Source organism: Metabacillus sp. cB07 (assembly GCF_016839225.1).
GTDB lineage: Bacteria > Bacillota > Bacilli > Bacillales > Bacillaceae > Bacillus_P > Bacillus_P indicus.
The window spans coordinates 27,124-51,024 of the sequence record NZ_CP069296.1 but is presented as its reverse complement, the minus strand read 5'-3'; the positions used below and the strand labels follow the sequence as shown (position 1 = coordinate 51,024).

The 23,901-nt window shown below is 47.3% G+C and carries 23 protein-coding genes, 2 tRNA genes, 3 rRNA genes and 1 other RNA gene; 2 read left to right on the top strand and 27 right to left on the bottom strand.

Annotation, left to right across the window (positions count from 1 at the left end; genetic code table 11):
- Nucleotides 1-25 precede the first annotated feature (25 nt).
- From rsmI to tadA, 23 genes are all read right to left on the bottom strand, one after another.
- Nucleotides 26-904 (bottom strand): 16S rRNA (cytidine(1402)-2'-O)-methyltransferase, encoded by an 879-nt coding sequence (gene rsmI, locus JOJ89_RS00265; RefSeq protein ID WP_203290225.1) that lies wholly within the window; start codon nucleotides 902-904, stop codon nucleotides 26-28.
- Entirely contained in the window at nucleotides 876-1,199 is a 324-nt protein-coding gene (locus JOJ89_RS00260) for a GIY-YIG nuclease family protein (RefSeq protein ID WP_203289313.1), read from the bottom strand. Before JOJ89_RS00260 ends, rsmI begins: the two co-directional genes overlap by 29 nt.
- Nucleotides 1,186-1,929, bottom strand: a complete 744-nt coding sequence (locus JOJ89_RS00255) for a tRNA1(Val) (adenine(37)-N6)-methyltransferase (RefSeq protein ID WP_029566229.1) — start codon at nucleotides 1,927-1,929, stop codon at nucleotides 1,186-1,188. The genes JOJ89_RS00260 and JOJ89_RS00255 overlap by 14 nt, the downstream gene beginning before the upstream one ends.
- Before the next feature lie 266 nt (nucleotides 1,930-2,195).
- Nucleotides 2,196-2,564, bottom strand: a complete 369-nt coding sequence (yabA, locus tag JOJ89_RS00250) for a DNA replication initiation control protein YabA (protein WP_029286025.1) — start codon at nucleotides 2,562-2,564, stop codon at nucleotides 2,196-2,198.
- Nucleotides 2,565-2,577: 13 nt separating this feature from the next.
- On the bottom strand, nucleotides 2,578-3,405 hold the full coding sequence (gene ricT, locus JOJ89_RS00245; protein WP_029286024.1) for a competence/sporulation regulator complex protein RicT: 828 nt from the start codon (nucleotides 3,403-3,405) through the stop codon (nucleotides 2,578-2,580).
- Between the two features lie 2 nt (nucleotides 3,406-3,407).
- Nucleotides 3,408-4,397 carry a DNA polymerase III subunit delta' gene (gene holB / locus JOJ89_RS00240; protein WP_406818056.1) on the bottom strand — a complete coding sequence of 330 codons (990 nt, stop codon included), beginning with the start codon at nucleotides 4,395-4,397 and terminating at the stop codon, nucleotides 3,408-3,410.
- Between the two features lie 18 nt (nucleotides 4,398-4,415).
- Nucleotides 4,416-4,853, bottom strand: a complete 438-nt coding sequence (locus tag JOJ89_RS00235; RefSeq protein WP_203289312.1) for a YaaR family protein — start codon at nucleotides 4,851-4,853, stop codon at nucleotides 4,416-4,418.
- 9 nt (nucleotides 4,854-4,862) lie between these two features.
- The gene (locus JOJ89_RS00230; protein ID WP_029286018.1) at nucleotides 4,863-5,192 is read right to left on the bottom strand and encodes a cyclic-di-AMP receptor; all 330 of its coding nucleotides are present in this window, start codon (nucleotides 5,190-5,192) and stop codon (nucleotides 4,863-4,865) included.
- A gap of 85 nt (nucleotides 5,193-5,277) precedes the next feature.
- Entirely contained in the window at nucleotides 5,278-5,904 is a 627-nt protein-coding gene (tmk, locus tag JOJ89_RS00225; RefSeq protein WP_203289311.1) for a dTMP kinase, read from the bottom strand.
- A 5-nt stretch (nucleotides 5,905-5,909) separates the two neighbouring features.
- The gene (locus JOJ89_RS00220) at nucleotides 5,910-7,334 is read right to left on the bottom strand and encodes an aminotransferase class I/II-fold pyridoxal phosphate-dependent enzyme (protein WP_203289310.1); all 1,425 of its coding nucleotides are present in this window, start codon (nucleotides 7,332-7,334) and stop codon (nucleotides 5,910-5,912) included.
- 197 nt (nucleotides 7,335-7,531) lie between these two features.
- Entirely contained in the window at nucleotides 7,532-7,735 is a 204-nt protein-coding gene (locus JOJ89_RS00215) for a sigma factor G inhibitor Gin (RefSeq protein ID WP_029286013.1), read from the bottom strand.
- 581 nt (nucleotides 7,736-8,316) lie between these two features.
- Nucleotides 8,317-8,432, bottom strand: a 5S ribosomal RNA gene (rrf, locus tag JOJ89_RS00210).
- A gap of 90 nt (nucleotides 8,433-8,522) precedes the next feature.
- A 23S ribosomal RNA gene (locus tag JOJ89_RS00205) occupies nucleotides 8,523-11,453 on the bottom strand.
- A 122-nt stretch (nucleotides 11,454-11,575) separates the two neighbouring features.
- A tRNA-Ala gene (locus tag JOJ89_RS00200) sits at nucleotides 11,576-11,648 on the bottom strand.
- 12 nt (nucleotides 11,649-11,660) lie between these two features.
- Nucleotides 11,661-11,737, bottom strand: a tRNA-Ile gene (locus tag JOJ89_RS00195).
- A 151-nt stretch (nucleotides 11,738-11,888) separates the two neighbouring features.
- Nucleotides 11,889-13,426, bottom strand: a 16S ribosomal RNA gene (locus tag JOJ89_RS00190).
- Together the 16S, 23S and 5S rRNA genes with 2 tRNA genes alongside form the textbook arrangement of a ribosomal RNA operon.
- Nucleotides 13,427-13,684: 258 nt before the next feature.
- Complete coding sequence (locus JOJ89_RS00185) at nucleotides 13,685-13,951, bottom strand: pro-sigmaK processing inhibitor BofA family protein (RefSeq protein WP_029286409.1); 267 nt, start codon at nucleotides 13,949-13,951, stop codon at nucleotides 13,685-13,687.
- A 64-nt stretch (nucleotides 13,952-14,015) separates the two neighbouring features.
- On the bottom strand, nucleotides 14,016-14,237 hold the full coding sequence (locus JOJ89_RS00180; RefSeq protein WP_029286411.1) for a YaaL family protein: 222 nt from the start codon (nucleotides 14,235-14,237) through the stop codon (nucleotides 14,016-14,018).
- Nucleotides 14,238-14,261: 24 nt separating this feature from the next.
- Nucleotides 14,262-14,858, bottom strand: a complete 597-nt coding sequence (gene recR / locus JOJ89_RS00175) for a recombination mediator RecR (RefSeq protein WP_029286413.1) — start codon at nucleotides 14,856-14,858, stop codon at nucleotides 14,262-14,264.
- Nucleotides 14,859-14,868: 10 nt separating this feature from the next.
- Nucleotides 14,869-15,195 (bottom strand): YbaB/EbfC family nucleoid-associated protein, encoded by a 327-nt coding sequence (locus JOJ89_RS00170; protein ID WP_029566291.1) that lies wholly within the window; start codon nucleotides 15,193-15,195, stop codon nucleotides 14,869-14,871.
- Between the two features lie 17 nt (nucleotides 15,196-15,212).
- On the bottom strand, nucleotides 15,213-16,922 hold the full coding sequence (gene dnaX, locus JOJ89_RS00165; RefSeq protein ID WP_203289309.1) for a DNA polymerase III subunit gamma/tau: 1,710 nt from the start codon (nucleotides 16,920-16,922) through the stop codon (nucleotides 15,213-15,215).
- A 174-nt stretch (nucleotides 16,923-17,096) separates the two neighbouring features.
- Nucleotides 17,097-17,362, bottom strand: an RNA gene (gene ffs, locus JOJ89_RS00160) — signal recognition particle sRNA large type.
- Nucleotides 17,363-17,447: 85 nt separating this feature from the next.
- On the bottom strand, nucleotides 17,448-17,939 hold the full coding sequence (gene tadA, locus JOJ89_RS00155) for a tRNA adenosine(34) deaminase TadA (RefSeq protein WP_029286419.1): 492 nt from the start codon (nucleotides 17,937-17,939) through the stop codon (nucleotides 17,448-17,450).
- A gap of 64 nt (nucleotides 17,940-18,003) precedes the next feature.
- Between tadA and JOJ89_RS00150 the strand changes: the two genes are divergently transcribed.
- The gene (locus tag JOJ89_RS00150; RefSeq protein ID WP_277987843.1) at nucleotides 18,004-18,549 is read left to right on the top strand and encodes a cysteine hydrolase family protein; all 546 of its coding nucleotides are present in this window, start codon (nucleotides 18,004-18,006) and stop codon (nucleotides 18,547-18,549) included.
- Nucleotides 18,550-18,616: 67 nt separating this feature from the next.
- Nucleotides 18,617-19,903: a glycoside hydrolase family 18 protein gene (locus JOJ89_RS00145; RefSeq protein ID WP_203289307.1), complete on the top strand. Its 1,287-nt coding sequence runs from the start codon at nucleotides 18,617-18,619 to the stop codon at nucleotides 19,901-19,903.
- 36 nt (nucleotides 19,904-19,939) lie between these two features.
- Here the strand turns inward: JOJ89_RS00145 and JOJ89_RS00140 are convergent, their stop codons facing one another.
- From JOJ89_RS00140 to hppD, 4 genes are read right to left on the bottom strand one after another with little or no spacing between them, the layout of a single operon-like run.
- Nucleotides 19,940-21,085: a homogentisate 1,2-dioxygenase gene (locus JOJ89_RS00140; protein ID WP_203289306.1), complete on the bottom strand. Its 1,146-nt coding sequence runs from the start codon at nucleotides 21,083-21,085 to the stop codon at nucleotides 19,940-19,942.
- Nucleotides 21,086-21,089: 4 nt separating this feature from the next.
- On the bottom strand, nucleotides 21,090-22,001 hold the full coding sequence (locus JOJ89_RS00135) for a fumarylacetoacetate hydrolase family protein (RefSeq protein WP_203289305.1): 912 nt from the start codon (nucleotides 21,999-22,001) through the stop codon (nucleotides 21,090-21,092).
- Between the two features lie 4 nt (nucleotides 22,002-22,005).
- A complete protein-coding gene (locus JOJ89_RS00130) occupies nucleotides 22,006-22,614 on the bottom strand; it encodes a flavin reductase family protein (RefSeq protein ID WP_203289304.1) in 609 nt (202 codons plus the stop codon).
- Nucleotides 22,615-22,632: 18 nt separating this feature from the next.
- A complete protein-coding gene (gene hppD / locus JOJ89_RS00125) occupies nucleotides 22,633-23,748 on the bottom strand; it encodes a 4-hydroxyphenylpyruvate dioxygenase (RefSeq protein WP_203289303.1) in 1,116 nt (371 codons plus the stop codon).
- Between the last annotated feature and the right edge of the window lie 153 nt (nucleotides 23,749-23,901).

Here is a 23,901-nt window from a genome sequence, read left to right as displayed (position 1 = left end):
GAAATCCGCCAGGTCTTTTTTTATCCTATTCAACGTGATAAGACTGATACACATCTCTCTTCGGAACATTCCGCTCCTTTGAAACCTGTTTAATTGCCTCTTTCGATGACATTCCCTCGTTCACATAATGCGCAACATGCTCATAAAGCGACAGTGAATCCCACCACTCTTCATCTGCAGGGATGTTGTTTACATCCTGTCCTTCCACAATCAGACAGAACTCTCCGCGGATCTGGTTTTCCTCAGCCCACTTTACTGCTTCAGGTATTGTCCCCCTGATGAATTCTTCAAATCGTTTGGTGAGCTCTCTTGAAAGACAGATTCGGCGTTCTCCCAGAATCTCCCCCATTGCAGCAAGTGTTTCTTTAAGCCTGTGCGGAGATTCATAAAAAATCATGGTTTCCGTCCGGTTTGCTAAAGCTTCCAGCTGTTTTTTCTTTTCTTTTTTTTGCCTGTCCAAAAAACCGAAAAAGTAAAAGGGCTGGGGAGTTATACCTGATGCCACAAGTGCAGTAAGTGCTGCATTTGCTCCTGGAAGAGGAATAACCTTTCCGCCTTCAGCAAGGATATCTTCCACAAGCTTACTTCCAGGGTCCGAGATAATCGGCATGCCCGCATCGCTGACAAGCGCTACATTTTTCCCCTGTTTCATCAGTTCCAGAATTTTAAATCCGCTTGATTCTTTATTATGTTCATGATAGCTGATCAGCTGTGTGCCAATCTCAAAATGATTGCAGAGTTTTTTAGACTCCCGTGTGTCCTCTGCTGCAATCACATCCACTTCTTTCAAAATGGAAACGGCGCGGAAGGTCATATCCTCCAGATTGCCGATCGGCGTTGGCACAAGGTAGAGCGAGCCCCACTCTGTGTCCCTATTAAAGCTTTTCTGTTCCTGCATTTCCATCATCCTCTCCCTGCCAGAAATCCCAAGCTGTAAAGCGTTCAGGATCAGCGAGAAACTCTTCCTTCTTTTTCCTCGTCAGCTGTTTAAAAGCATATTCCGCCCTCATTGCCGGTCTTTTTGAGGAGAATTGCTTAGCGTACAGAAGCTTCACAGGCCCCCTCGCCCGTGTATACTTGGCACCCTTTCCGGCATTATGCTTTTCCAGGCGGGCGGCAAGATCGTTCGTATAGCCTGCATAGTAACTGCCGTCCCTGCACTGGAGCACATAGAAAAAATGAGAGCTAGTGCTTTCCATACAGGATCTCTTTCACTTCATCTGTATATTCATTGTTCTGATCATAAACAAAAAGCGGAGGAAGAATCTTCAGATCCGGCTGCCCGCCTTTAATTCCTTCTATCAGCAGGGTATTTGCCTCTTTTCCCTGCTTAGGATAAACGAGCTGAATCCGTTTCGGCTCGATTTTGTATTTCTTCATAAGCTCCGTAATTTCAAGCAGTCTTCCCGGCCGGTGAACAAAGGCGATCTTTGCCCCCATTCGGGCAAGCTTGCTGGTCGCGCAAATAACATCCTCAAGCGTGCATAGAATTTCATGCCGCGCAATCGCTAAATGCTCATTCTGATTTTGTTCATCCTTCTTCGGCGTTTTAAAATATGGAGGGTTGCACGTGATCACATCAAACTTCCCGTGGCCAAGTACGCCAGGCATATCCTTTAAATCACCGTGAATCATCTTGATTTGATTTTGAAGGTTGTTATAGGCAATGCTTTTTTCAGCCATTTGAAAAAGCCGCTCCTGAATTTCAACTCCGGTAATATCTGCTTTAGATCTTGTCGAAAGCAGCAGCGGAATAACCGCGTTCCCGGAGCATAAATCAAGCACCTTTCCTTTTTGAATCGGCATATAAGCAAATTTGGAAAGAAGAACCGCATCTAAACTGAAGGCAAAAACAGACGGACTCTGGACAATCCTCAAATCCTCAGCCAGAAGGTAATCCAAACGCTCATCTCCTGTTAAATCGACCATCGTAAAATCCTTTCTTTCTATATAAATATCAACAAAAGCGCAAGTGCCTTGGTCAGATCCGATAGGCAGATAAGAATCCGGCAGAAAAGTCCGGTTTTGACTTTTTTGCCGGATTTGTTCTGACAGAGGATCTAGGCGCTGGAGCTGGACGAGGATAAACTACCCATATCCTTACATTCATTATAATATCCTTAACAAGAACAAATCCGCTCAGAATATTTCTTTTCAGACCTTAAAAAAAGCTTTCCCCTCGCAGGAAAGCCCGGTTATTTCTTATTAAGAAAGGAAAGACAGAACAAACAGTCTCCGTCTTTGCGGACACTTCCATAGTGAACATTGCATATATGGAAACCTTCCTGATAGAGACGGGCAAGATTATCATAGCCCTCTCCAATATCCACAATCTTTGAATCCATTCCCTGTTTATCTGTATGCTGTTTCATCTGCTTCTTTTGATCTGCTGCAGCTGCTGTTGCATTCAGGCGTCTGCGGAGGTTATCATTTTCAATCTGAAGATGATGATTCTCCTCAAGCAGGCCGCCAAGGTGATGCTTCAGCTCTCCAAGCTGTCTGTACAGGGAACCGATTTGTTCTTCCATGCTGCTTACAGATTCAAAGATTTCTTTTTTATCCACTTGTTCCACCTCATCAATCTGTGGATTTCATTGGAACAGCGCCTTCTTTCATTAATTCTTCCCAAGTAAATTCAACCACGCGGTCTTTTTCTGAAAGTTCAACCTGCAAAACCCGTTCCAATATATTTAACCCGACTACTTTTCCTGTTCCTATCGGCGTGCCGATTGACTCACCGATATCAGGAAGCTGTTCTTTGGCAGATTCATATTCGTCATTTTCATATTTCAGGCAGCACATAAGCCTTCCGCACAAGCCGGAGATTTTTGTTGGATTGAGTGAAAGGTTCTGATCTTTTGCCATCTTAATGGAAACCGGTTCAAAATCTCCAAGGAACGTGGAGCAGCAAAGCATTCTGCCGCAGGGTCCGATGCCTCCAAGCATCTTCGCCTCATCCCTGACGCCAATCTGGCGGAGTTCAATGCGCGTTTTGAAAATAGCCGCAAGATCTTTTACAAGCTCCCTGAAGTCGACGCGGCCGTCTGCTGTGAAATAAAAAATAACCTTGTTCCGGTCGAATGTATACTCAACATCTACAAGCTTCATATCAAGCCGGTGCTCTGTCACTTTATGCTGACAGACCTCATACGCCTCTTTAGCTGCATGATGGTTTTCATCTACGATCAGGCGGTCTTTTGCATCAGCCACCCTCAGCACTTTTTTCAGAGGAAGAACGATGTCATTCTCTCCAACCTGCTTTTTATGAATGACGACTTTGCCGAACTCGACGCCTCTTACTGTTTCGACAATCACAAAATCTTCGTTTTCTATTTGAAGCCCATTAGGGTCGAAATAATATATTTTACCCGCTTTTTTAAAGCGGACACCCACTACATCGTACAATTCTATCCCTCCTGCAAAGATAAAACCAATTGCTCCATCAGTAATTGTGGACTCACATTCATCTGGAGTCTTTTTTTTGCTTCTAATATAGAAGTGATTTTTTCAAGGATCTTTTGTCTGGATACTTGAATGGCATGCTGTTCTAACTGTGGAAGCAGATCTTGATAGATAACATGATCTGTATTGCCTATTTGGATGGAAAGAATGTCTTTATATACATATAAAAGCAAGTCAAAAGCCATGTCCTGCTGTTCTTTTTCAGCGAAAAAAGGCACCCATTGCGTTTGAACCTGGACGAACGCCTGTCCATTTCGCTTAAAGATCACTTCATACAATTTTATCACTACAAGTCTGGCCTGTGCAAACCAATCATCTCGACTTAATTCGAGCGCTTTTTCAGAACTGTTGGTCATTCTTGCAGCGAGTCTTGCATAATTAGCAGGCACATCCTGCTTTAGCAGCTCTTTTTCAATGGCTGAAACGGGAAGAGGCATGAAAGTCAGCGTCTGGCATCTTGAGAGAATAGTGTTCAGCATTTGATGCACTTGTTCGGTCAAAAGAATGGCCATCGTGTCTGCGTTTGGCTCCTCCAGGAATTTTAGCAGGCTGTTTGCGGCATTTGCCGTCATTTTATCAGCGTGGGAGATGATATACAGCTTTTTGTGTGATTCTACCCCTGTTTTTGTAAACTCTTCCTGAAGGCTTTGAATCTGCCATTTTTTTATCGAAAGTCCGTCCGGCTCCACCAGATGCAGATCTGGATGGTTTCCTGAATGGATGCGCTTGCAGTTTCTGCATGTCTCACACGGCTTATGTCCGTCGGGTTTTTCACAAAAATAGCTTCTCGCGAGAAGAAGACTGACTTCCTTTTTCCCGGTCCCTTTTTTCCCTTCAAAAAGGTACGCGTGAGCAAGGCGGTTCTTCTCAAAGCTGTTTCCAAGAAGTTTAAGGACTCTGGGCTGGTACTCTTCTAAATCATTCCACGTGCTCATCGTCATTTCTATCACTCTTTACGTATAAAGGTTCATTAAAAGGCCTTTAATTTCGCCTATTTTTTCCAGTATGTCAATGGAGGACTGCTCCTCCTGAAGCAAAGCCTCTGTCAGTTCAATCAGCTGCCGGTCAATTTCCAATACGGTTATATGATTTTTGCTGCTGCCGGTGAAATCGAAACTTGAGGACTGTTTCAGCTGCAGTCCGTATTCTACAGCTTCTTTCATCATCCGCTTTACAAGGGATTTGTACCGCGCAAGGTCCCTCATATTGCGGGACTTGGCTACACGGCGTCCGGCTTCCTCCACACTTGCAAGCATTCCGTTCAGCTGATGCAGATGCAGCTTCGTCTCCTGTTTGTGCACCAGCTCTGAAAACGGCCGGCTTGCACCAGACGGCGAAGGGCCTGCATTTCGTTTATCCGGCGCTGTACGGAGCTCCTGATTAATTTTCATATCGTCACCTTAAAAATGGTGAAACTGTTCAATCGGAAGAACAAACACAGTCGCTCCGCCGACCTCTACTTCAACAGGATAAGGGACATAGGAATCCGCGTTTCCTCCCATTGGAGAGACGGGTGCCACCAGCTGTTCTCTAGACTGGCAATTTTCCCTGATGACAGACAATGCCTTCTCAACCCGGGCATCTTCTGTCCCAATCATGAACGTTGTGTTTCCGGATTTTAAGAAACCGCCTGTTGATGCAAGCTTTGTCGCTCTGAAATTATGTTCAACCAATGCACTCGACAGCTTATTGCTGTCCTGGTCCTGTACAACCGCAATGATCATTTTCATCAATATGCCTCCTTATAGTTTAACAGCTATCTTTCTATAAAGCATTGTTTCATTTATGGTAATTGTATTCCCATTATATCAGCGTTCACTTTAAATAAGGAATTAAAACTTCCATTACGTCCCGGCACACATCTTCAAGACTCTGATCGGCGTTGATCACTTTGATCCGGTCCGGAAATCTTTCTATCGTTTGTTTATACCCTTCCTGAACCTTCTCATGAAAATCCATCTTCTCAAGATCAAGCCGGTTTACTTCACGGCCGTCATTGCCGCTAATCCTCAACAAACCGCGTTCAGGAGCGATATCAAAGTAAATCGTGAGATCGGGCATGACCCCGTCAATGGCAAACAGGTTGATAGAGTATACCTCTTCTGTGCCAATTCCGCGCGCATATCCCTGATAAGCAAGAGAACTGTCAATAAAACGGTCGCAAATGATCAGCTTTCCTTCATTTAATGCCGGAATGACTTTTTCGACCATATGCTGTCTTCTGGCTGCTGCATAAAGCAGCGCTTCTGTTCTGGCATCCATTTCCGTATTTTCTTTATTTAAAATCACTTCACGGATTTGTTCGGCAATCCGGATTCCCCCGGGTTCTCTTGTGAAAACAGCCTGGATGCCTTTTTGTTCAAACTCCTCACGGATCTTTTGCAGAACAGTCGTTTTCCCTGCACCCTCCGGCCCTTCAAATGTAATAAACGTCCCTTTCAATACAATCACCTTTTCTGTATATAAACAGCAAGCTGTCCGTCTTTCAGTGCCTGTCCGCCCTGAAAGCGCGCTTTGCATGCCATTAATGTTCTGATCTGCCTCACATGCTCCTCCGTAATGACTTCCCCTTCCATTAAAAGAGGAATACCCGGCGGGTACGGAATAACAGCCTCACCGCTTAACAGCCCGGCTGCATCCTCAAACGATGCGACTTCTTTACTATACCCATTTAATTCCCCGTACGATAGGGGAAGCATACTGATTTTTTGATTTTCTTCCTTATATAAAAAAGGCTCAAATGAAATACTGCCCTCACCGCTATTATCAGAAGAAAAGAGGAATGAATCTGCCTGATTGCTGCTGAGAGGCAAAACAAGGAGAACATTTTGGATATCTGCAAGCTCAGTGAAGACTCCCTGTTTTTCAAGGCGGCGCTGAAGCTCAAACCCTGAAAGCCCGGCTGCAGACCTTATCGTAAGCTTTAAAGGATCGATGATTGCACGTTTATCTGTTGTCGTGACAATTTCAACCTCCTTGTTCGCCTCCACGCGCTTTTTAAAGACATCGACAGCGCGCAGGATTGCATCCGCCTCTTTTGATAAAACAAGCCTCTCCATATACTCTCTGGCCAAATCAAGCGAAGCCATAATGGGATAAGAAGGGCTGCTGCTTTGAAAAACAGACAGATAGTAAGACAGACGCTCCCGATCAATCAGCCCGCCATTCACATGGAGGAATGAACCCATTGTCATTGCAGGAAGCGTTTTATGCGCGGACTGAACAACAGCATCAGCCCCTGCTTTAATTGAAGAAGCAGGGAATGGCAAACCGGGAACAAAATGAGCACCATGAGCTTCATCCACAAGAACAGGAATTCCTTCACTGTGAGCAAGGTCCACCGCTTCTCTGAGGTCTGCAGTGATACCGTAGTAATTCGGATTTGTCAAAATGAGCGCCTTTGCCTCAGGGTACCTCCTTACGGCTTCTAAAACTGTCTCAATCTCCACGTAAGAAGGAACACCGTACGCTTCATCCATCTTAGGGGAAAGGAATACCGGCTTTGCACCGGAGAGCCTGATGGCATGAATGATCGACTTATGGCTGTTGCGCTGAACCAAAACAGGCTTTCCCGGCTCACAGCACGCCATGATCATCGCCAAATTCCCGGAAGTTGACCCGTTCACAAGGAAAAATGTTTCATCTGCCTGATACAGCTCAGCAGCCAGCCTCTGTGCCTCCAATATAGGGCCGCTTGGATCATGAAGGTCATCAAGTCCCGTGATCTCCGTTGCATCAAGCCTGAGAACGCTCCTGAAATCTCCTGCAGCCTCCTCCGGAAAAACCTTTCCATACTTATGCCCCGGCACATGAAACGAAACCGGATTTTGAAGCTCATGCTTCTTTAATGCTTCATACAGTGGTGCTGCCATCTAACCAAACCGTCCTTTATTATGTCTTATGGCCATTATATCAATAGAAGCCCGCCGAAAAAAGCGTAAGCGCCGGAGCCCGGTCTGACAGACTTGTCCGGCAGATTCATCCCGGCTGTATGGCGGACGCTTGCGCCTGAGGACTAAACATATACTTCTTTTCGCATAAAACAAAGAAAGCCGCCTGTAACGGCAGCTTAAGAATAGAGCGGCGGTGTTTTCACCCTCCGCAGTTTATCAACGTAATAGGCGTACTTGGGATCTTCCGTTTCTGTCTGAATCATATCAGTCTCGCAATCTGTACAAACAAAACTTGTATAGAGATGAATTCCCTTCGCCTTTTCTGTATCGCATATAATACACGTTTCCCCAGCCGGTTTCTTCACATCTTCCGAATTCACTGTACTCCACCTCCATACAAGCAGTTTTGCCACAGATCCACTGTTGTATACAAAATTTCGAATACTCATTCCCTCTCCCATTGTATGCCGGTGAGCCCAAATCGTGTATGTCTATATAAAATAACCGGGCTGCAGGGAGAGGCGTTCATTTTTTATAGATCATGCAGGGTCTACTTGCTTTCATTTTGGCTTTTGCTTACCCTCCGTTATCGATTTACGGTTTTAGAGGGTACGATTCGGGCGGTTTCTTACCCTCGGATGTCATTTTTTCGGCTTTGCTGGGTAGGATTTGGGACTTTGCTTACCCTCTGATGTCATTTTATCGGTTTTGGTGGGTAGGATTCAGGCTTCTGTTTACCCTCTGATATCGATTTACAGTTTGGGAGGGTACGATTCGGGCGTTTGCTTACCCTCTGATATCGTTTTTCGGTTTTGGAGGGTACGATTCGAGCGTTTGCTTACCCTCTGATATCGTTTTACAGTTTCACAGGGTACGATTCCCCATTTGTTTGCACTAATTAATCCTGCATTCCTTCAGAACAACAAAAAAGACAGCATCTCTGCTGTCCTTTTTTCTGCGTGCCTGGCAACGTCCTACTCTCACAGGGGGAAACCCCCAACTACCATCGGCGCTAAAGAGCTTAACTTCCGTGTTCGGCATGGGAACGGGTGTGACCTCTTTGCCATCATCACCAGACAATATGCAATTGGTTGAAAGAAGTTATTCTTTCAAAACTGAGTAACGTTTGATAACAAGATTCACGTGCAACTTACACTTAGTTAGACTGTGGTTAAGTCCTCGAACGATTAGTATCTGTCAGCTCCACACGTCACCGCGCTTCCACCTCAGACCTATCAACCTGATCATCTTTCAGGGTTCTTACTCACAAATGTGATGGGAAATCTCATCTTGAGGGGGGCTTCATGCTTAGATGCTTTCAGCACTTATCCCTTCCGCACATAGCTACCCAGCGATGCCTTTGGCAAGACAACTGGTACACCAGCGGTGCGTCCATCCCGGTCCTCTCGTACTAAGGACAGCTCCTCTCAAATTTCCTGCGCCCACGACGGATAGGGACCGAACTGTCTCACGACGTTCTGAACCCAGCTCGCGTACCGCTTTAATGGGCGAACAGCCCAACCCTTGGGACCGACTACAGCCCCAGGATGCGATGAGCCGACATCGAGGTGCCAAACCTCCCCGTCGATGTGGACTCTTGGGGGAGATAAGCCTGTTATCCCCGGGGTAGCTTTTATCCGTTGAGCGATGGCCCTTCCATGCGGAACCACCGGATCACTAAGCCCGACTTTCGTCCCTGCTCGACTTGTAGGTCTCGCAGTCAAGCTCCCTTGTGCCTTTACACTCTGCGAATGATTTCCAACCATTCTGAGGGAACCTTTGGGCGCCTCCGTTACATTTTAGGAGGCGACCGCCCCAGTCAAACTGCCCGCCTGACACTGTCTCCCAGCCCGGTAAGGGCTGCGGGTTAGAATTTCAATACAGCAAGGGTAGTATCCCACCAATGCCTCCACCGAAGCTTGCGCTCCGGCTTCCAAGGCTCCTACCTATCCTGTACAAGCTGTACCAAAATTCAATATCAGGCTGCAGTAAAGCTCCACGGGGTCTTTCCGTCCTGTCGCGGGTAACCTGCATCTTCACAGGTACTATAATTTCACCGAGTCTCTCGTTGAGACAGTGCCCAGATCGTTACGCCTTTCGTGCGGGTCGGAACTTACCCGACAAGGAATTTCGCTACCTTAGGACCGTTATAGTTACGGCCGCCGTTTACTGGGGCTTCGGTTCAAAGCTTCGCTTGCGCTAACCTCTCCCCTTAACCTTCCAGCACCGGGCAGGCGTCAGCCCCTATACTTCGCCTTGCGGCTTCGCAGAGACCTGTGTTTTTGCTAAACAGTCGCCTGGGCCTATTCACTGCGGCTTTTCAGGGCTATTCACCCTAAAAAGCACCCCTTCTCCCGAAGTTACGGGGTCATTTTGCCGAGTTCCTTAACGAGAGTTCTCTCGCTCACCTTAGGATTCTCTCCTCGCCTACCTGTGTCGGTTTGCGGTACGGGCACCTCTCACCTCGCTAGAGGCTTTTCTTGGCAGTGTGGAATCAGGAACTTCGGTACTAAATTTCCCTCGCCATCACAGCTCAGCCTTATATGGGAAGCGGATTTGCCTACTTCCCGGCCTAACTGCTTGGACGCGCATATCCAACAGCGCGCTTGCCCTATCCTCCTGCGTCCCCCCATTGCTCAAATGGTGAGGAGGTGGTACAGGAATATCAACCTGTTGTCCATCGCCTACGCCTTTCGGCCTCGGCTTAGGTCCCGACTAACCCTGAGCGGACGAGCCTTCCTCAGGAAACCTTAGGCATTCGGTGGAGGGGATTCTCACCCCTCTTTCGCTACTCATACCGGCATTCTCACTTCTAAGCGCTCCACCAGTCCTTCCGGTCTGGCTTCGACGCCCTTAGAACGCTCTCCTACCACTGTTCGTAAGAACAGTCCGCAGCTTCGGTGATACGTTTAGCCCCGGTACATTTTCGGCGCAGAGTCACTCGACCAGTGAGCTATTACGCACTCTTTAAATGGTGGCTGCTTCTAAGCCAACATCCTGGTTGTCTAAGCAACTCCACATCCTTTTCCACTTAACGTATACTTTGGGACCTTAGCTGGCGGTCTGGGCTGTTTCCCTCTTGACTACGGATCTTATCACTCGCAGTCTGACTCCCGAGGAGCAAGTCTTTGGCATTCGGAGTTTGACTGAATTCGGTAACCCGATGAGGGCCCCTAGTCCAATCAGTGCTCTACCTCCAAGACTCTCATACTCGAGGCTAGCCCTAAAGCTATTTCGGAGAGAACCAGCTATCTCCAAGTTCGATTGGAATTTCTCCGCTACCCACACCTCATCCCCGCACTTTTCAACGTGCGTGGGTTCGGGCCTCCATTCAGTGTTACCTGAACTTCACCCTGGACATGGGTAGATCACCTGGTTTCGGGTCTACGACCACGTACTAATTCGCCCTATTCAGACTCGCTTTCGCTGCGGCTCCGTCTCATCAACTTAACCTTGCACGGGATCGTAACTCGCCGGTTCATTCTACAAAAGGCACGCCATCACCCGTTAACGGGCTCTGACTACTTGTAAGCACACGGTTTCAGGATCTTTTCACTCCCCTTCCGGGGTGCTTTTCACCTTTCCCTCACGGTACTGGTTCACTATCGGTCACTAGGTAGTATTTAGCCTTGGGAGATGGTCCTCCCGGATTCCGACGGGATTTCACGTGTCCCGCCGTACTCAGGATCCACTCTGGAGGGAACGAAGTTTCGACTACAGGGTTTTTACCTTCTATGACAGGCCTTTCCAGGCCGCTTCATCTACCCCGTTCCTTTGTAACTCCGTATAGAGTGTCCTACAACCCCAAGAGGCAAGCCTCTTGGTTTGGGCTGATTCCGTTTCGCTCGCCGCTACTTGGGAAATCGCATTTGCTTTCTCTTCCTCCGGGTACTTAGATGTTTCAGTTCCCCGGGTCTGCCTTCAGTACCCTATGTATTCAGGTAAAGATACTGTTCCATTACGAACAGTGGGTTTCCCCATTCGGAAATCTCTGGATCAAAGCTTACTTACAGCTCCCCAAAGCATATCGGTGTTAGTCCCGTCCTTCATCGGCTCCTAGTGCCAAGGCATCCACCGTGCGCCCTTCATAACTTAACCAAAATTGGTCAATCGTTTGTTTAGACTGTAAAGTCTAAGAAAATCACTATGGTAAGCGTAAATCTCAGTGAATTACTTGTTATCAATTACGTTATCCAGTTTTCAAAGAACAACTTTCTAGGTGGAGCCTAGCGGGATCGAACCGCTGACCTCCTGCGTGCAAGGCAGGCGCTCTCCCAGCTGAGCTAAGGCCCCGTATTAAAGAGATGGTGGGCCTAAATGGACTCGAACCATCGACCTCACGCTTATCAGGCGTGCGCTCTAACCAGCTGAGCTATAGGCCCATCTCATATAAGGATAAAAGAGACGATTGCGACGAACAAAAAAGCACGCGCATGACGTTCTCGCTTACTTGTAAAGTAAACTTCCTATTTAAATGGAGAACAAAGTTCTCTCAAAACTAAACAAAATCCAAAAGCGACCTCATATCCTTAGAAAGGAGGTGATCCAGCCGCACCTTCCGATACGGCTACCTTGTTACGACTTCACCCCAATCATCTACCCCACCTTAGGCGGCTGGCTCCTTGCGGTTACCCCACCGACTTCGGGTGTTGCAAACTCTCGTGGTGTGACGGGCGGTGTGTACAAGGCCCGGGAACGTATTCACCGCGGCATGCTGATCCGCGATTACTAGCGATTCCAGCTTCATGCAGGCGAGTTGCAGCCTGCAATCCGAACTGAGAATGGTTTTATGGGATTGGCTAAACCTCGCGGTCTCGCAGCCCTTTGTACCATCCATTGTAGCACGTGTGTAGCCCAGGTCATAAGGGGCATGATGATTTGACGTCATCCCCACCTTCCTCCGGTTTGTCACCGGCAGTCACCTTAGAGTGCCCAACTGAATGCTGGCAACTAAGATCAAGGGTTGCGCTCGTTGCGGGACTTAACCCAACATCTCACGACACGAGCTGACGACAACCATGCACCACCTGTCACTTTGTCCCCCGAAGGGGAACCTTCTATCTCTAGAAGTGGCAAAGGATGTCAAGACCTGGTAAGGTTCTTCGCGTTGCTTCGAATTAAACCACATGCTCCACCGCTTGTGCGGGCCCCCGTCAATTCCTTTGAGTTTCAGTCTTGCGACCGTACTCCCCAGGCGGAGTGCTTAATGCGTTAGCTGCAGCACTAAAGGGCGGAAACCCTCTAACACTTAGCACTCATCGTTTACGGCGTGGACTACCAGGGTATCTAATCCTGTTCGCTCCCCACGCTTTCGCGCCTCAGCGTCAGTTACAGACCAGAGAGTCGCCTTCGCCACTGGTGTTCCTCCACATCTCTACGCATTTCACCGCTACACGTGGAATTCCACTCTCCTCTTCTGCACTCAAGTTTCCCAGTTTCCAATGACCCTCCCCGGTTGAGCCGGGGGCTTTCACATCAGACTTAAGAAACCGCCTGCGCGCGCTTTACGCCCAATAATTCCGGACAACGCTTGCCACCTACGTATTACCGCGGCTGCTGGCACGTAGTTAGCCGTGGCTTTCTGGTCAGGTACCGTCAAGGTGCCGGCAGTTACTCCGGCACTTGTTCTTCCCTGACAACAGAGTTTTACGATCCGAAAACCTTCATCACTCACGCGGCGTTGCTCCGTCAGACTTTCGTCCATTGCGGAAGATTCCCTACTGCTGCCTCCCGTAGGAGTCTGGGCCGTGTCTCAGTCCCAGTGTGGCCGATCACCCTCTCAGGTCGGCTACGCATCGTCGCCTTGGTGAGCCATTACCTCACCAACTAGCTAATGCGCCGCGGGCCCATCTGTAAGTGACAGCCGAAACCGTCTTTGAATGTCAAACCATGCGGTTTGACATAGTATCCGGTATTAGCTCCGGTTTCCCGGAGTTATCCCAGTCTTACAGGCAGGTTGCCCACGTGTTACTCACCCGTCCGCCGCTGACCTCCGAAGAGGTCCGCTCGACTTGCATGTATTAGGCACGCCGCCAGCGTTCGTCCTGAGCCAGGATCAAACTCTCCGAAGAAAATTTGTGACTCATAAATGTTGCTGACTTAAAAATTTAAAACGTTTGGTACGCTTTTGGTTTTGTTTAGTTTTCAAAGAACTTTTGATGTCGCATCGTCTTGAAGCGACCTCTTTAATATATCACGCGATGTCCTATTAAGTCAATAACTTTTTTGAAGAAGTTTTTGTTAATGTCATCAGCGACGTTTATTAATATACCATCGTGTCATCGGGGTGTCAACAAAAAAAATAGAACAGGCAGTTTATATTGCCCGTTCTACGTTAAGATCACCATTTTGATTACGATAAGCGCCGCCACTCCAGGCAATCCTAGCAAGCCCGAGATGGCTGCTGTTGTCCAGTTAATAGGAATGTGCAGGTCAATGCTTGTACCGAATGCATTAATAAAAAATAGAAACAATGCGCCTACAACAACTTTAGCCATCATCTGCCCGATCCACCTCATTGATTTCATCGGGGCGCCTGCCACAAGGAGCAGGACGATGATGCCTCCAAGAATGGAAAAAACATATACAGGTTCCATTCCACCACTCACTTTCATCGTTACTTTCTACATATCTATGAAAGGACGGTAAAAATAGAACAAGCTATTTCTTTCCGATGGTGATATTTCTTTTCTTGGCTTCTCTTAATAAGAAGAAGTATTTGGACTGGGAAACCTTCAGCTCATAAAGGATTTCCGGCGAGGGCTCCACGCTTTTATCAACAAGCTGCTTTCTGTGATTCCATTCACTTTTCATATGGAGGAGGTCGTCAATAAGCAGCTGATCATATTCTTTTCTTAGCCAGCCTTTTCTGCGAAAAAACATTGAAAAATCCCCCTTCCCCCTGTGCTAAAGCTCGCGTCTGCCTTCAAGTGCTTTAGAGAGTGTCACTTCATCGGCGTATTCCAGGTCTCCTCCTACAGGAAGACCGTGTGCGATTCTCGTCATTTTAATCCCTGCAGGCTTCAGAAGCCTTGAGATATACATAGCTGTCGCTTCTCCCTCAATGTTGGGGTTTGTCGCGAGTATGATTTCCTGGACAGAATCATCCTGCAGCCTTTTAAGCAGTTCAGGAATTTTAATATCCTCCGGCCCAATTCCATCCATTGGAGAAATGGCTCCTTGAAGGACATGATAAAGGCCCGTGTACTCTTTCATTTTTTCCATGGCAATGACATCTTTCGGGTCCTGCACGACACAGATCACAGATTTATCTCTTCTTTGATCCTCGCAAATGTAGCAAGGGTCCTGATCTGTGATATGTCCGCATACAGAGCAGTACGTCAGATTCCTTTTTGCGTTAACAAGCGCTTTTGCAAAATCCAAAACGACGTCTTCCTTCATGTTCAGGACGAAAAAAGCCAGGCGAACCGCCGTTTTGGGGCCGATTCCTGGCAATTTCATAAAGCTGTCAATCAGCTTTGATATAGGCTCTGGATAATGCATCCCATTCCTCCTAGAACATGCCTGGCAAATTCATGCCTTTAGTGAATTTACCCATTGTTTCGTTCGTCAGATCATCCATTTTTTTGAGTGCATCGTTAGTAGCTGCAAGCACGAGGTCCTGAAGCATTTCGATATCATCCGGGTCAACAACTTCCGGCTTGATGACTACATCAGTGACTTCTTTGTTGCCGTTGATTGTCACAGTGACCATCCCGCCGCCTGCAGATCCTTCAATTGTTTTTGCTACAAGCTCTTCCTGTGCTTTTGCCATGTCCTTCTGCATTTTCTGCATTTGTTTCATCATTTTCTGCATGTTTCCCATTCCGCCACGGTTCATTAATAATCTCCTCCAAATCAGTCTTTTATTTCAATGAGGTCTGCACCCACTAATTTTTTCGCCTCGGCGATCAGCGGGTCCTCGTTTTCATCAGGGGTATCGCCGTCATCATTCTGACGCTGATCACGTATGTAATCCTCTCTTATTTTACCCCATTCCTGCTCAGGAACGCCAACCATTTCCAAGTTCCGTCCTGTAAGGGAAAGCAAAATGGCTTCCATATTGCTGCGGACACCGTTATTATCGTCCGCCACCATCTTGCAGTGGATTTCATATTTGAATTTTAGCACAAATGCAGTCTCTGATGCTGCGACAGGTTCACTGTCTGTCAGAAGCGCTGCATGGGATACTTTATTTTGTCTTCGGAGCTCTTCAAGGAGTTCTCCCCACTTGCCTTTAATAGCAGCAAGATTTGGCTTCGTAGCATCTTTCAGGATTTCCTGAATCCGTCCTGAAGGGACTTTGTATCCTCCGCGGATTGTTTTAGATGCTTTTTGTTCTCCCTGCTGCGCCTGCTGCTGTCCGACTTGAGTCACACCCTGCTTTTTCAGGAGTTCAAGCTCCCCGGACAATTTCTTCACCATGGCCTGAAGCTCGCTGTAATCGCCGCCCCCGCCTTCGCTGCTCGCCGCTCTGCCTTTGCCCTCAAACTCTGACAGTTTCACAATGGCAACCTCAAGGAAGATGCGCGGATGGTTTGTCCATTTCATTTCCTGCTGGCTCTTGTTCAGCACATCAATCGCATGGTAGATGGCATCAGTCTGAATTTCTTTTGACAGGCTGACAAATTGATCATCGGCCGTCACTCTTTCAAGTACCTCTTCAAGCTGCGGAGCTGTCTGGTAGAGAAGCAGATCCCTGTAATAGTAGATAAAGTCTTCTGTAAGCTTTGATGCATCCTTCCCCTGGTTCATCAGCTCATCTAGTGTCTGCAGCGCACTCGATACATCTTTTTCATGCATGGAATGAATCAGGTTTCCAATCATCGCCTGGGAGACAGAACCTGTAATGAGCAGGGCATCATCGAGCGTCACTCTCTCATCACTGAAGGAAATCGCCTGATCAAGCAGGCTTAGCGCATCACGCATGCCTCCGTCTGCAGCGCTTGCAATGACCTGAAGGGCAGACTGGTCTGCGATTATCTTCTGATCATCAATGATCTCCTGCATTCTTCCCACTATTGAAGCTGCCGTGATTCGCTTAAAGTCAAACCGCTGGCACCTTGAAATGATGGTGAGAGGGATTTTGTGGGGTTCTGTTGTCGCCAAAATAAAGATGACATGTTTCGGAGGCTCTTCAAGCGTCTTTAAAAGGGCATTGAATGCGCCGATTGAAAGCATGTGAACCTCATCGACGATATAGACTTTATATTTAACCGATGATGGTGCATATTTTACTTTATCCCGGATATCCCGGATTTCATCTACTCCGTTGTTTGAAGCAGCGTCAATTTCAATGACATCAGAAATAGAGCCATCTGTGATCCCCCGGCATGCAGAGCATTCATTGCACGGCTCTGCGGCTGGCGCTTTTTCACAGTTGACTGTTTTGGCAAAAATCTTGGCAGCGCTCGTTTTCCCTGTTCCCCTCGGTCCGGAAAAAAGATACGCGTGCGAGAATTTTTCTTGCAGCAGGGCATTTTGAAGCGTTCTGGTAATATGTTCTTGACCTACGACATCATGAAATTGCTGCGGCCGCCAAACACGGTATAAAGCCTGATAACTCACATAACGCCCTCCTTCAAATTCATCCTTTCTATTATACCTTATGGAAACAGGAATTTACAAAGCCCAAAAAGGGGTCAGTCCCCGCATGCTTTAAAGCAGTGCGGGACTGACCCCTTTTTCAAAATAAAAAACCCATCCTTTATCAGGATGGGCTGATTATTATAAATTAAACTGCCGTGCACCTTCCGTCGATTAGTGCCCATAAGCGTTACTTAAGCAGTTAGCTCGGCCCAGGCAACCCTGCGGCACATGAGAGATTCCACTTAATGCTGCTTCCTTCCGGACCTGACATGGTTCATGGATTCCCATTGCGCAGGACCCAGACGTCAACACCACTTACTTAAGGCAGGCCCTACAGACAGCTAACCTCGGGAAAGGGATTCGGCCTCGCTAGAGCGGATTGCGAGTACAGGGCACCGCTACCTCCCCGCTTAGCACGGCAAAATTGATACCTAGTTTAGGTGCGCCGTTTAGTACGACGCATAACCTAGTATATAAGGTTTTGCCGAAAATTGCAATCTCCAGCTACTGTAAATTTTTTGAAGAAGCCTTCAGCGCCTTTTTCTTTTCACGCAGCTCTCTGAAAAAATCACTGAGCAGACGCCCGCATTCTTCTTCAAGCACACCACGGGTCACTTCTGATTGATGATTAAATCTGCTTTCATCCAGAAGATTCATCAATGTTCCGGCACAGCCGCCCTTTGGATCTGAAGCGCCGTAAACGACCCGCTTCACTCTTGAGAGCACAATCGCACCTGCACACATCGGACAGGGTTCAAGGGTGACGTACATTGTCGCATCTTCCAGTCTCCATGATCCTGTCCGTCTGCATGCTTCATCGATGGCAATCATCTCGGCATGGGCAATTGAGCGCTGGTCCGTTTCTCTCAAGTTATATCCTGCACCAATCACTTCATCATTCAGAACGATAACAGCACCTATAGGCACCTCTCCAATGGCTTTTGCCTTAAGCGCCTCTTTTACCGCCAGTTCCATGTACATCTGATCTTTATCCATTATGTGCTCCTTATAGATTCAAGCAGGTTGGCACAAGCTAGGTTTAGTAAAGGAGTGAATGGCTTTGGATAAAAAAGCAGCCTGTGCCCTGCTGATTATTGATATGATAAACAATTTCGACTTCAAGCACGGCGAAACGCTCGCCGCTGAAGCAAAAACAGTGTCGCAAAACATTTATACTTTAAAAAAGAAGCTGCAGAAGCAAAATGTTCCTGTCGTCTATATAAATGATCATTATAAATTATGGCAGGCCGATTTTCAAAAAATATCGGAGACCTGCAAAAATGAACGGAGCAAACCGATTATCGACCAGCTCTATCCGGATGATACCGACTATTTTTTAATTAAGCCCATGCACTCCGCCTTTTACGGAACCGCATTAAATGTACTCCTTGACCACCTTCAAGTAAAGCATCTCATTTTAACAGGCATTGCCGGAAACATTTGCGTCCTCTTTTCAGCAAACGATGCCTATATGCGCGGATATCAGCTTTCGGTTCCGGAAGACTGCATTGCATCAAACGATAAGCATGACAATGAATATGCCCTGCGGATGATGAAGAACGTCCTGCAGGCAGATACAACCGCTTCCTCCCAATTAAAAATATAACATGCTCCCGCTCATTTCCTCATAGGATGTAACAGAGAAAGTATGACGAATGAGTGAGGGGATCAATATGCAGATACATATTGTCCGGGAAGGACAAACATTATACGGCATTGCCCAGGCGTACAGCACGACTGCCGAAGAGATTATCCAGACAAACGAAATCCCAAATCCCGGCCAACTTGTCGTCGGCCAGACGATTGTTATTCCAATCAAAGGGCGTTTCTACTGGGTGCAGCCCGGCGACACCCTCTGGTCCATCAGCAGAAAGTTCGGCACCACTCCGAAAGAGCTTGCAGAAATAAACGGGATCCAGATCAACACACAGCTTCAGATTGGATTCAGGCTCTATGTTCCCGAACGCCCTAAACCAAAAGCAGAATTTAACGCCTATATAGAGCCGTCCGGAAATCAGGTCAGCCCAAACCTTGAGGAAAGCGCCAGAGAAGCAGCTCCTTATTTAACGTATCTCGGCCCGTTCAGTTTCCGCATCCAAAAAGACGGAACACTGAAAGAACCTCTATTAAATGATTTTGCCAATATCGCGAAGAAAAACAAAGTCACTTTGATGATGATTGTAACGAACCTGGATGATGACGGCTTCAGTGATGAAATCGGACGGATTGTCCTCAACAATCAGGATGTCCAGAATAAACTTTTAAACAACATTGTTGAAACAGCAAAGAAATACGGATTCAGGGATATTCATTTTGACATGGAATATTTGCGCCCGGCAGACAGAGAAGCCTATAACCGTTTTTTGAAAAAAGCAAAGGCAAGATTCAAAAAAGAAGGATGGCTGATCTCAACCGCTCTTGCACCGAAAACAAGCGCAGATCAAAAAGGAAAGTGGTATGAAGCCCACGATTACAAGGCTCATGGGGAAATTGTCGACTTTGTCGTCGTCATGACATACGAATGGGGATACAGCGGCGGACCTCCTATGGCAGTGTCTCCGATTGGCCCTGTCCGCGAAGTGCTCGACTATACGCTTACAGAAATTCCTGCAGGAAAGGTCATGATGGGGCAGAATCTCTATGGCTATGACTGGACGCTTCCGTTTAAGCCGGGAGGCCAGTTTGCAAAAGCCATAAGCCCGCAGCAGGCCATCCGTCTCGCAAGCCGGTATAATGTCCCGATTCAATATGATATGAAAGCTCAGGCACCTCACTTCAACTACCGTGCAGAGGACGGAAAAGAACATGAAGTCTGGTTTGAAGACGCACGCTCCATCCAGGCGAAATTCGACTTGATGAAGGAACTGAAGCTCCGCGGCATGAGCTATTGGAAGCTCGGACTTTCCTTCCCGCAGAACTGGCTTTTAATAACCGACAATTTCGAGGTCGTGAAACGTTAAAAAGCAGCCGCCCGGCTGCTTTTTCTAATTGCTTTCCTATTCAACCCATGTATACATATAGTCTTTATCTTCAATCTCCTGTGCTTTTTTCACAACCTTGAGCGGCCGGAACGTATCAATCATGACAGCAAGCTCAAGAGTTTCTTTTTTCCCGATGCTTGCTTCCGTCTTCCCTGGATGAGGGCCATGGGGAATGCCGCTCGGATGAAGGGTAATGGACCCTCTCTTGATTCCTTTTCTGCTCATAAAATTGCCTTCTGCATAATAGAGAAGCTCATCACTGTTCACATTGCTGTGATAATAAGGTGCCGGAATGCTCTCCGGATGATAGTCGTACATCCGCGGCACAAAGGAACAGACGACAAAATTGTGCCCTTCAAACGTCTGGTGAACCGGCGGCGGCTGATGGATACGGCCTGTAATCGGCTCGAAATCTTCAATGTTAAACGTCCACGGATACAAATAGCCGTCCCAGCCGACGACATCAAAAGGATGATGCCCCAGGATGTGCCTGTGCATATACCCTCTGGATTTTGTCAGAACTTCAAACTCTCCCCGCTCATCAAAGGTAATCAGTTCCTCAGGACCGCGAAAATCCCTCTCGCAAAACGGGCTGTGCTCAAGCAGCTGTCCATACTCATTTCTGTACCTTTTCGGCGTCGTAATCTGACTGCACGATTCAACGACGAGAAATGCTGTCTCTGTCTCAGGCCGGATCCTGTAAATCGTCCCAATGGGAACCGAGATATAATCTCCCGGGCGATAGGTGATCACACCGAACATCGTCTCCACTTTTCCGCTTCCTTCGTGGACAAAAAACAGCTCGTCGCCGTCGCCGTTGCGGTAAAAAGAGGACATGGGCGTATTTGCTTTGATGACGCCGATTAAAAGATCGTCATTTCCAAGAAGATACTCCCTTCTCAGGGCATCCCCCTTTTCTGTCAAAGCATCTGTGAAAAAGTGCCTGTGCTTTAACGAATCTGTCTCTTCGTATTCAGGCATACACGGCTGCAGCAGCTCAGACCTCACCACTTCAGTCGGCATATAATGATGATAGAGAATCGACTGAACACCTGAAAAGCCTTTCGTTCCCATCACCTGTTCCCTGTACAGGCTGCCGTCTTCTTTTTTAAACATTGTGTGCCTCTTATGCGGGATTGTGCCAAGAGTCCGGTAATACATCCTCTCACCTGCTTTTAGCTGTGATTTTGTTTTTCAGAGAACCGAGGCCCTCAATTGTAAGTTCCACTTCATCTCCAGGCTTCAAATAGCGGTGCACCTCTTCACCAAGCTCAAGAATGCAGCCTGTGCCAACGGTGCCGGAACCAATCACTTCCCCCGGATACAGCGTCACTCCGGCGGATGCCCGTTCAATCATTTCGCCAAAGGAATAATAGCAGTCCCGTACGTTGCCGCTGGAGAGCTGCTTACCGTTGACAGCTGCCTTCATCTCAAGATCAAGCTTTGGTCCCAGTTCATCCGCCGTTACAAGAAAAGGACCGAGCGAGGTCGCAAAATCTTTTCCTTTTGCAGGACCGAGGCCGACTTTCATCTCTGCCTGCTGAAGATCGCGTGCACTCCAGTCATTCATGATAAAGTAACCGAATATATACTCAGCTGCATGATCAGCCGGAATATCATGGCCTTCTTTTCCAATCACGCAGGCAATCTCAAGCTCATAATCCAAAGCCCCGCAGCCGGGAGGAACTTCGATTGCATCTCCCGGCCCTTTAACAGCCAGATGATTTGAAAAATAAAACACCGGAAACTGATACCATTCAGGCACAACGTCAAGTCCTCTTTTTCCCCGTGCGGTTTTCACGTGCTGTTCAAACGCATAAAAATCACGGATGCTCAGCGGTCTTGGAAGCGGAGCTGCAAGCCTTTCCTCCTCAAGCTCATAAACCCCTTCATCTCCGGCTCGAAAAGGTTTTAGAGTCCTGATGAAATCAGCATACCGTTCATAATCCGTTATCAAATGGAGTAGATCCCGAGGCAAATCCCCCCCGCTTGCCGCATGCATATCGATGATCAGATCTCCCTGTATCCATCCTGCCCTTAGTTGCTGATCACCCGTTTGAAAGGTCACAAATTTCATCCCATCACCTTCTGACAATTTCAAATGTGTCACTCATCGGCTTTGTATACTGATTCCCTGCCAGCCGGCCAATCGGGTTCAGCTTCCCTGTATCGATTTTGCCGTCAAAGAAAAGGGCATCGTCAACATGGATGTGAACGACCTTGCCGATCACAAGACTTCCGGCCCCGGCATGCTCCCCGAAGTGAAGGACCTCATGAAGAAGGCACTCCAAGTGCACAAGGCTTTCCTTTACCCTTGGAGGCGAAACCGCAGCGCTGCTTATTTTTGTCAGCCCGCTCTCCTCAAATTCGTCCGCATCCCTCGGGAATTCCCCGGCACACAGATTCATCTGTTCGCCAATCTCTTCGCTGACGATATTAATAACAAACTCTTTCGTCTGTTCAATGTTAAGAAGCGTATCTTTTTTCGTCCCGTCTGTTCCTCTTCTCATGGGAGAAAAACAGATCATCATCGGTTCTGCTGAGATCGCCGTGAAAAAGCTGAACGGTGCAAGATTGGCCGTTCCGCTTTCATCTAATGTAGAAACAAACGCAATCGGCCGCGGCAAAATCGAACCGATCATGAGCTTATAGGCATCTTTCCAATGGAGCGAGTCAGGCATTACATCCATTTCCATCACCTTCCGCGTTTACAGATTTCCCCGCCGCTCCTGCTCTCTTTCAATCGACTCAAAGAGCGCTTTGAAGTTTCCGTCGCCGAATCCTTTTGCCCCTTTTCTCTGAATGACTTCAATAAACACAGTTGGACGGTCGACAATCGGCTTTGTGAAGATCTGCAGCAGGTATCCTTCATCGTCGCGGTCTACCAGAATGTTCAATTCTTTCAGCTTATCAATTTCTTCGTCTATATCCCCCACCCGCTCGCTCAGCGTTTCATAGTAAGTATCAGGAGTATTCAGGAACTCAACACCGTTTCTCTTCAAGATTGCGACTGTTGACACAATATCCTCCGTTAAAACAGCCAGATGCTGCACGCCCGGTCCTTTGAAGAACTCAAGGTATTCCTGGATTTGTGATTTTCGTTTTCCTTCAGCCGGCTCGTTAATAGGAAACTTGATCCTCCCGCCGTTATGCATCACTTTTGACATAAGAGAAGAATATTCCGTGCTGATGTCCGAATCCGTGAAATGCCTCATTTCCTTGAAGCCCATGACCTTCTCATAATAGGAAACCCATTCCTGCATGCTTTCTACGTTTCCAACGACATGATCAACCCCGATAATGCCGGCTTCTGTATATGGAAATTTCATTTCTGCTTTTTCATACCCCGGCATAAAAACACCCTTGTACTCTTTTCTCTCAATAAGAGAATGAATCGTATCCCCGTATGTTCCAATCACGGCTTTTTTCACCATTCCATAGTCATCTTTCAATTCAAATGGAGGGGTAATTGCGATGGCTCCCCGTTCAACAGCACCCTTGTAAGCCTTCTCAACATCATCCACGACAAGGGCAATATCCCTGACACCGTCCCCGTGTTTTTTAACAAACTCAGCTGCACGCGAGGTATCGTTCAAAGAACCTGTAATAATGAGACGGACCTTTTGCTGCTGCAGGACGTAGGAGACAGTCTCTCTATTGCCGGTTTCAAGACCGGAGTAGGCAACAAGTTTAAATCCGAACGCTGTACAGAAATAATGGGCAGACTGCTTGGCATTCCCTGAATACATTTCTAGATAATCAACATCTTTTACCGGAAAAAAATCCTCTGTCACTTCATCCATTGCAACTGTTTCCTCACGCATAAAAATCCCTCCATTTTATGAAAATTATTACTATTCCGAATCTATCATACGGAAAATGAAACATTTCAGGCAAGAGTTCAAAGTAAAGCTAAAACGCTTTTCTGCAGTGATGTGCACCGGCATAAATCACAACCTTCTATGGCAGGATAATTG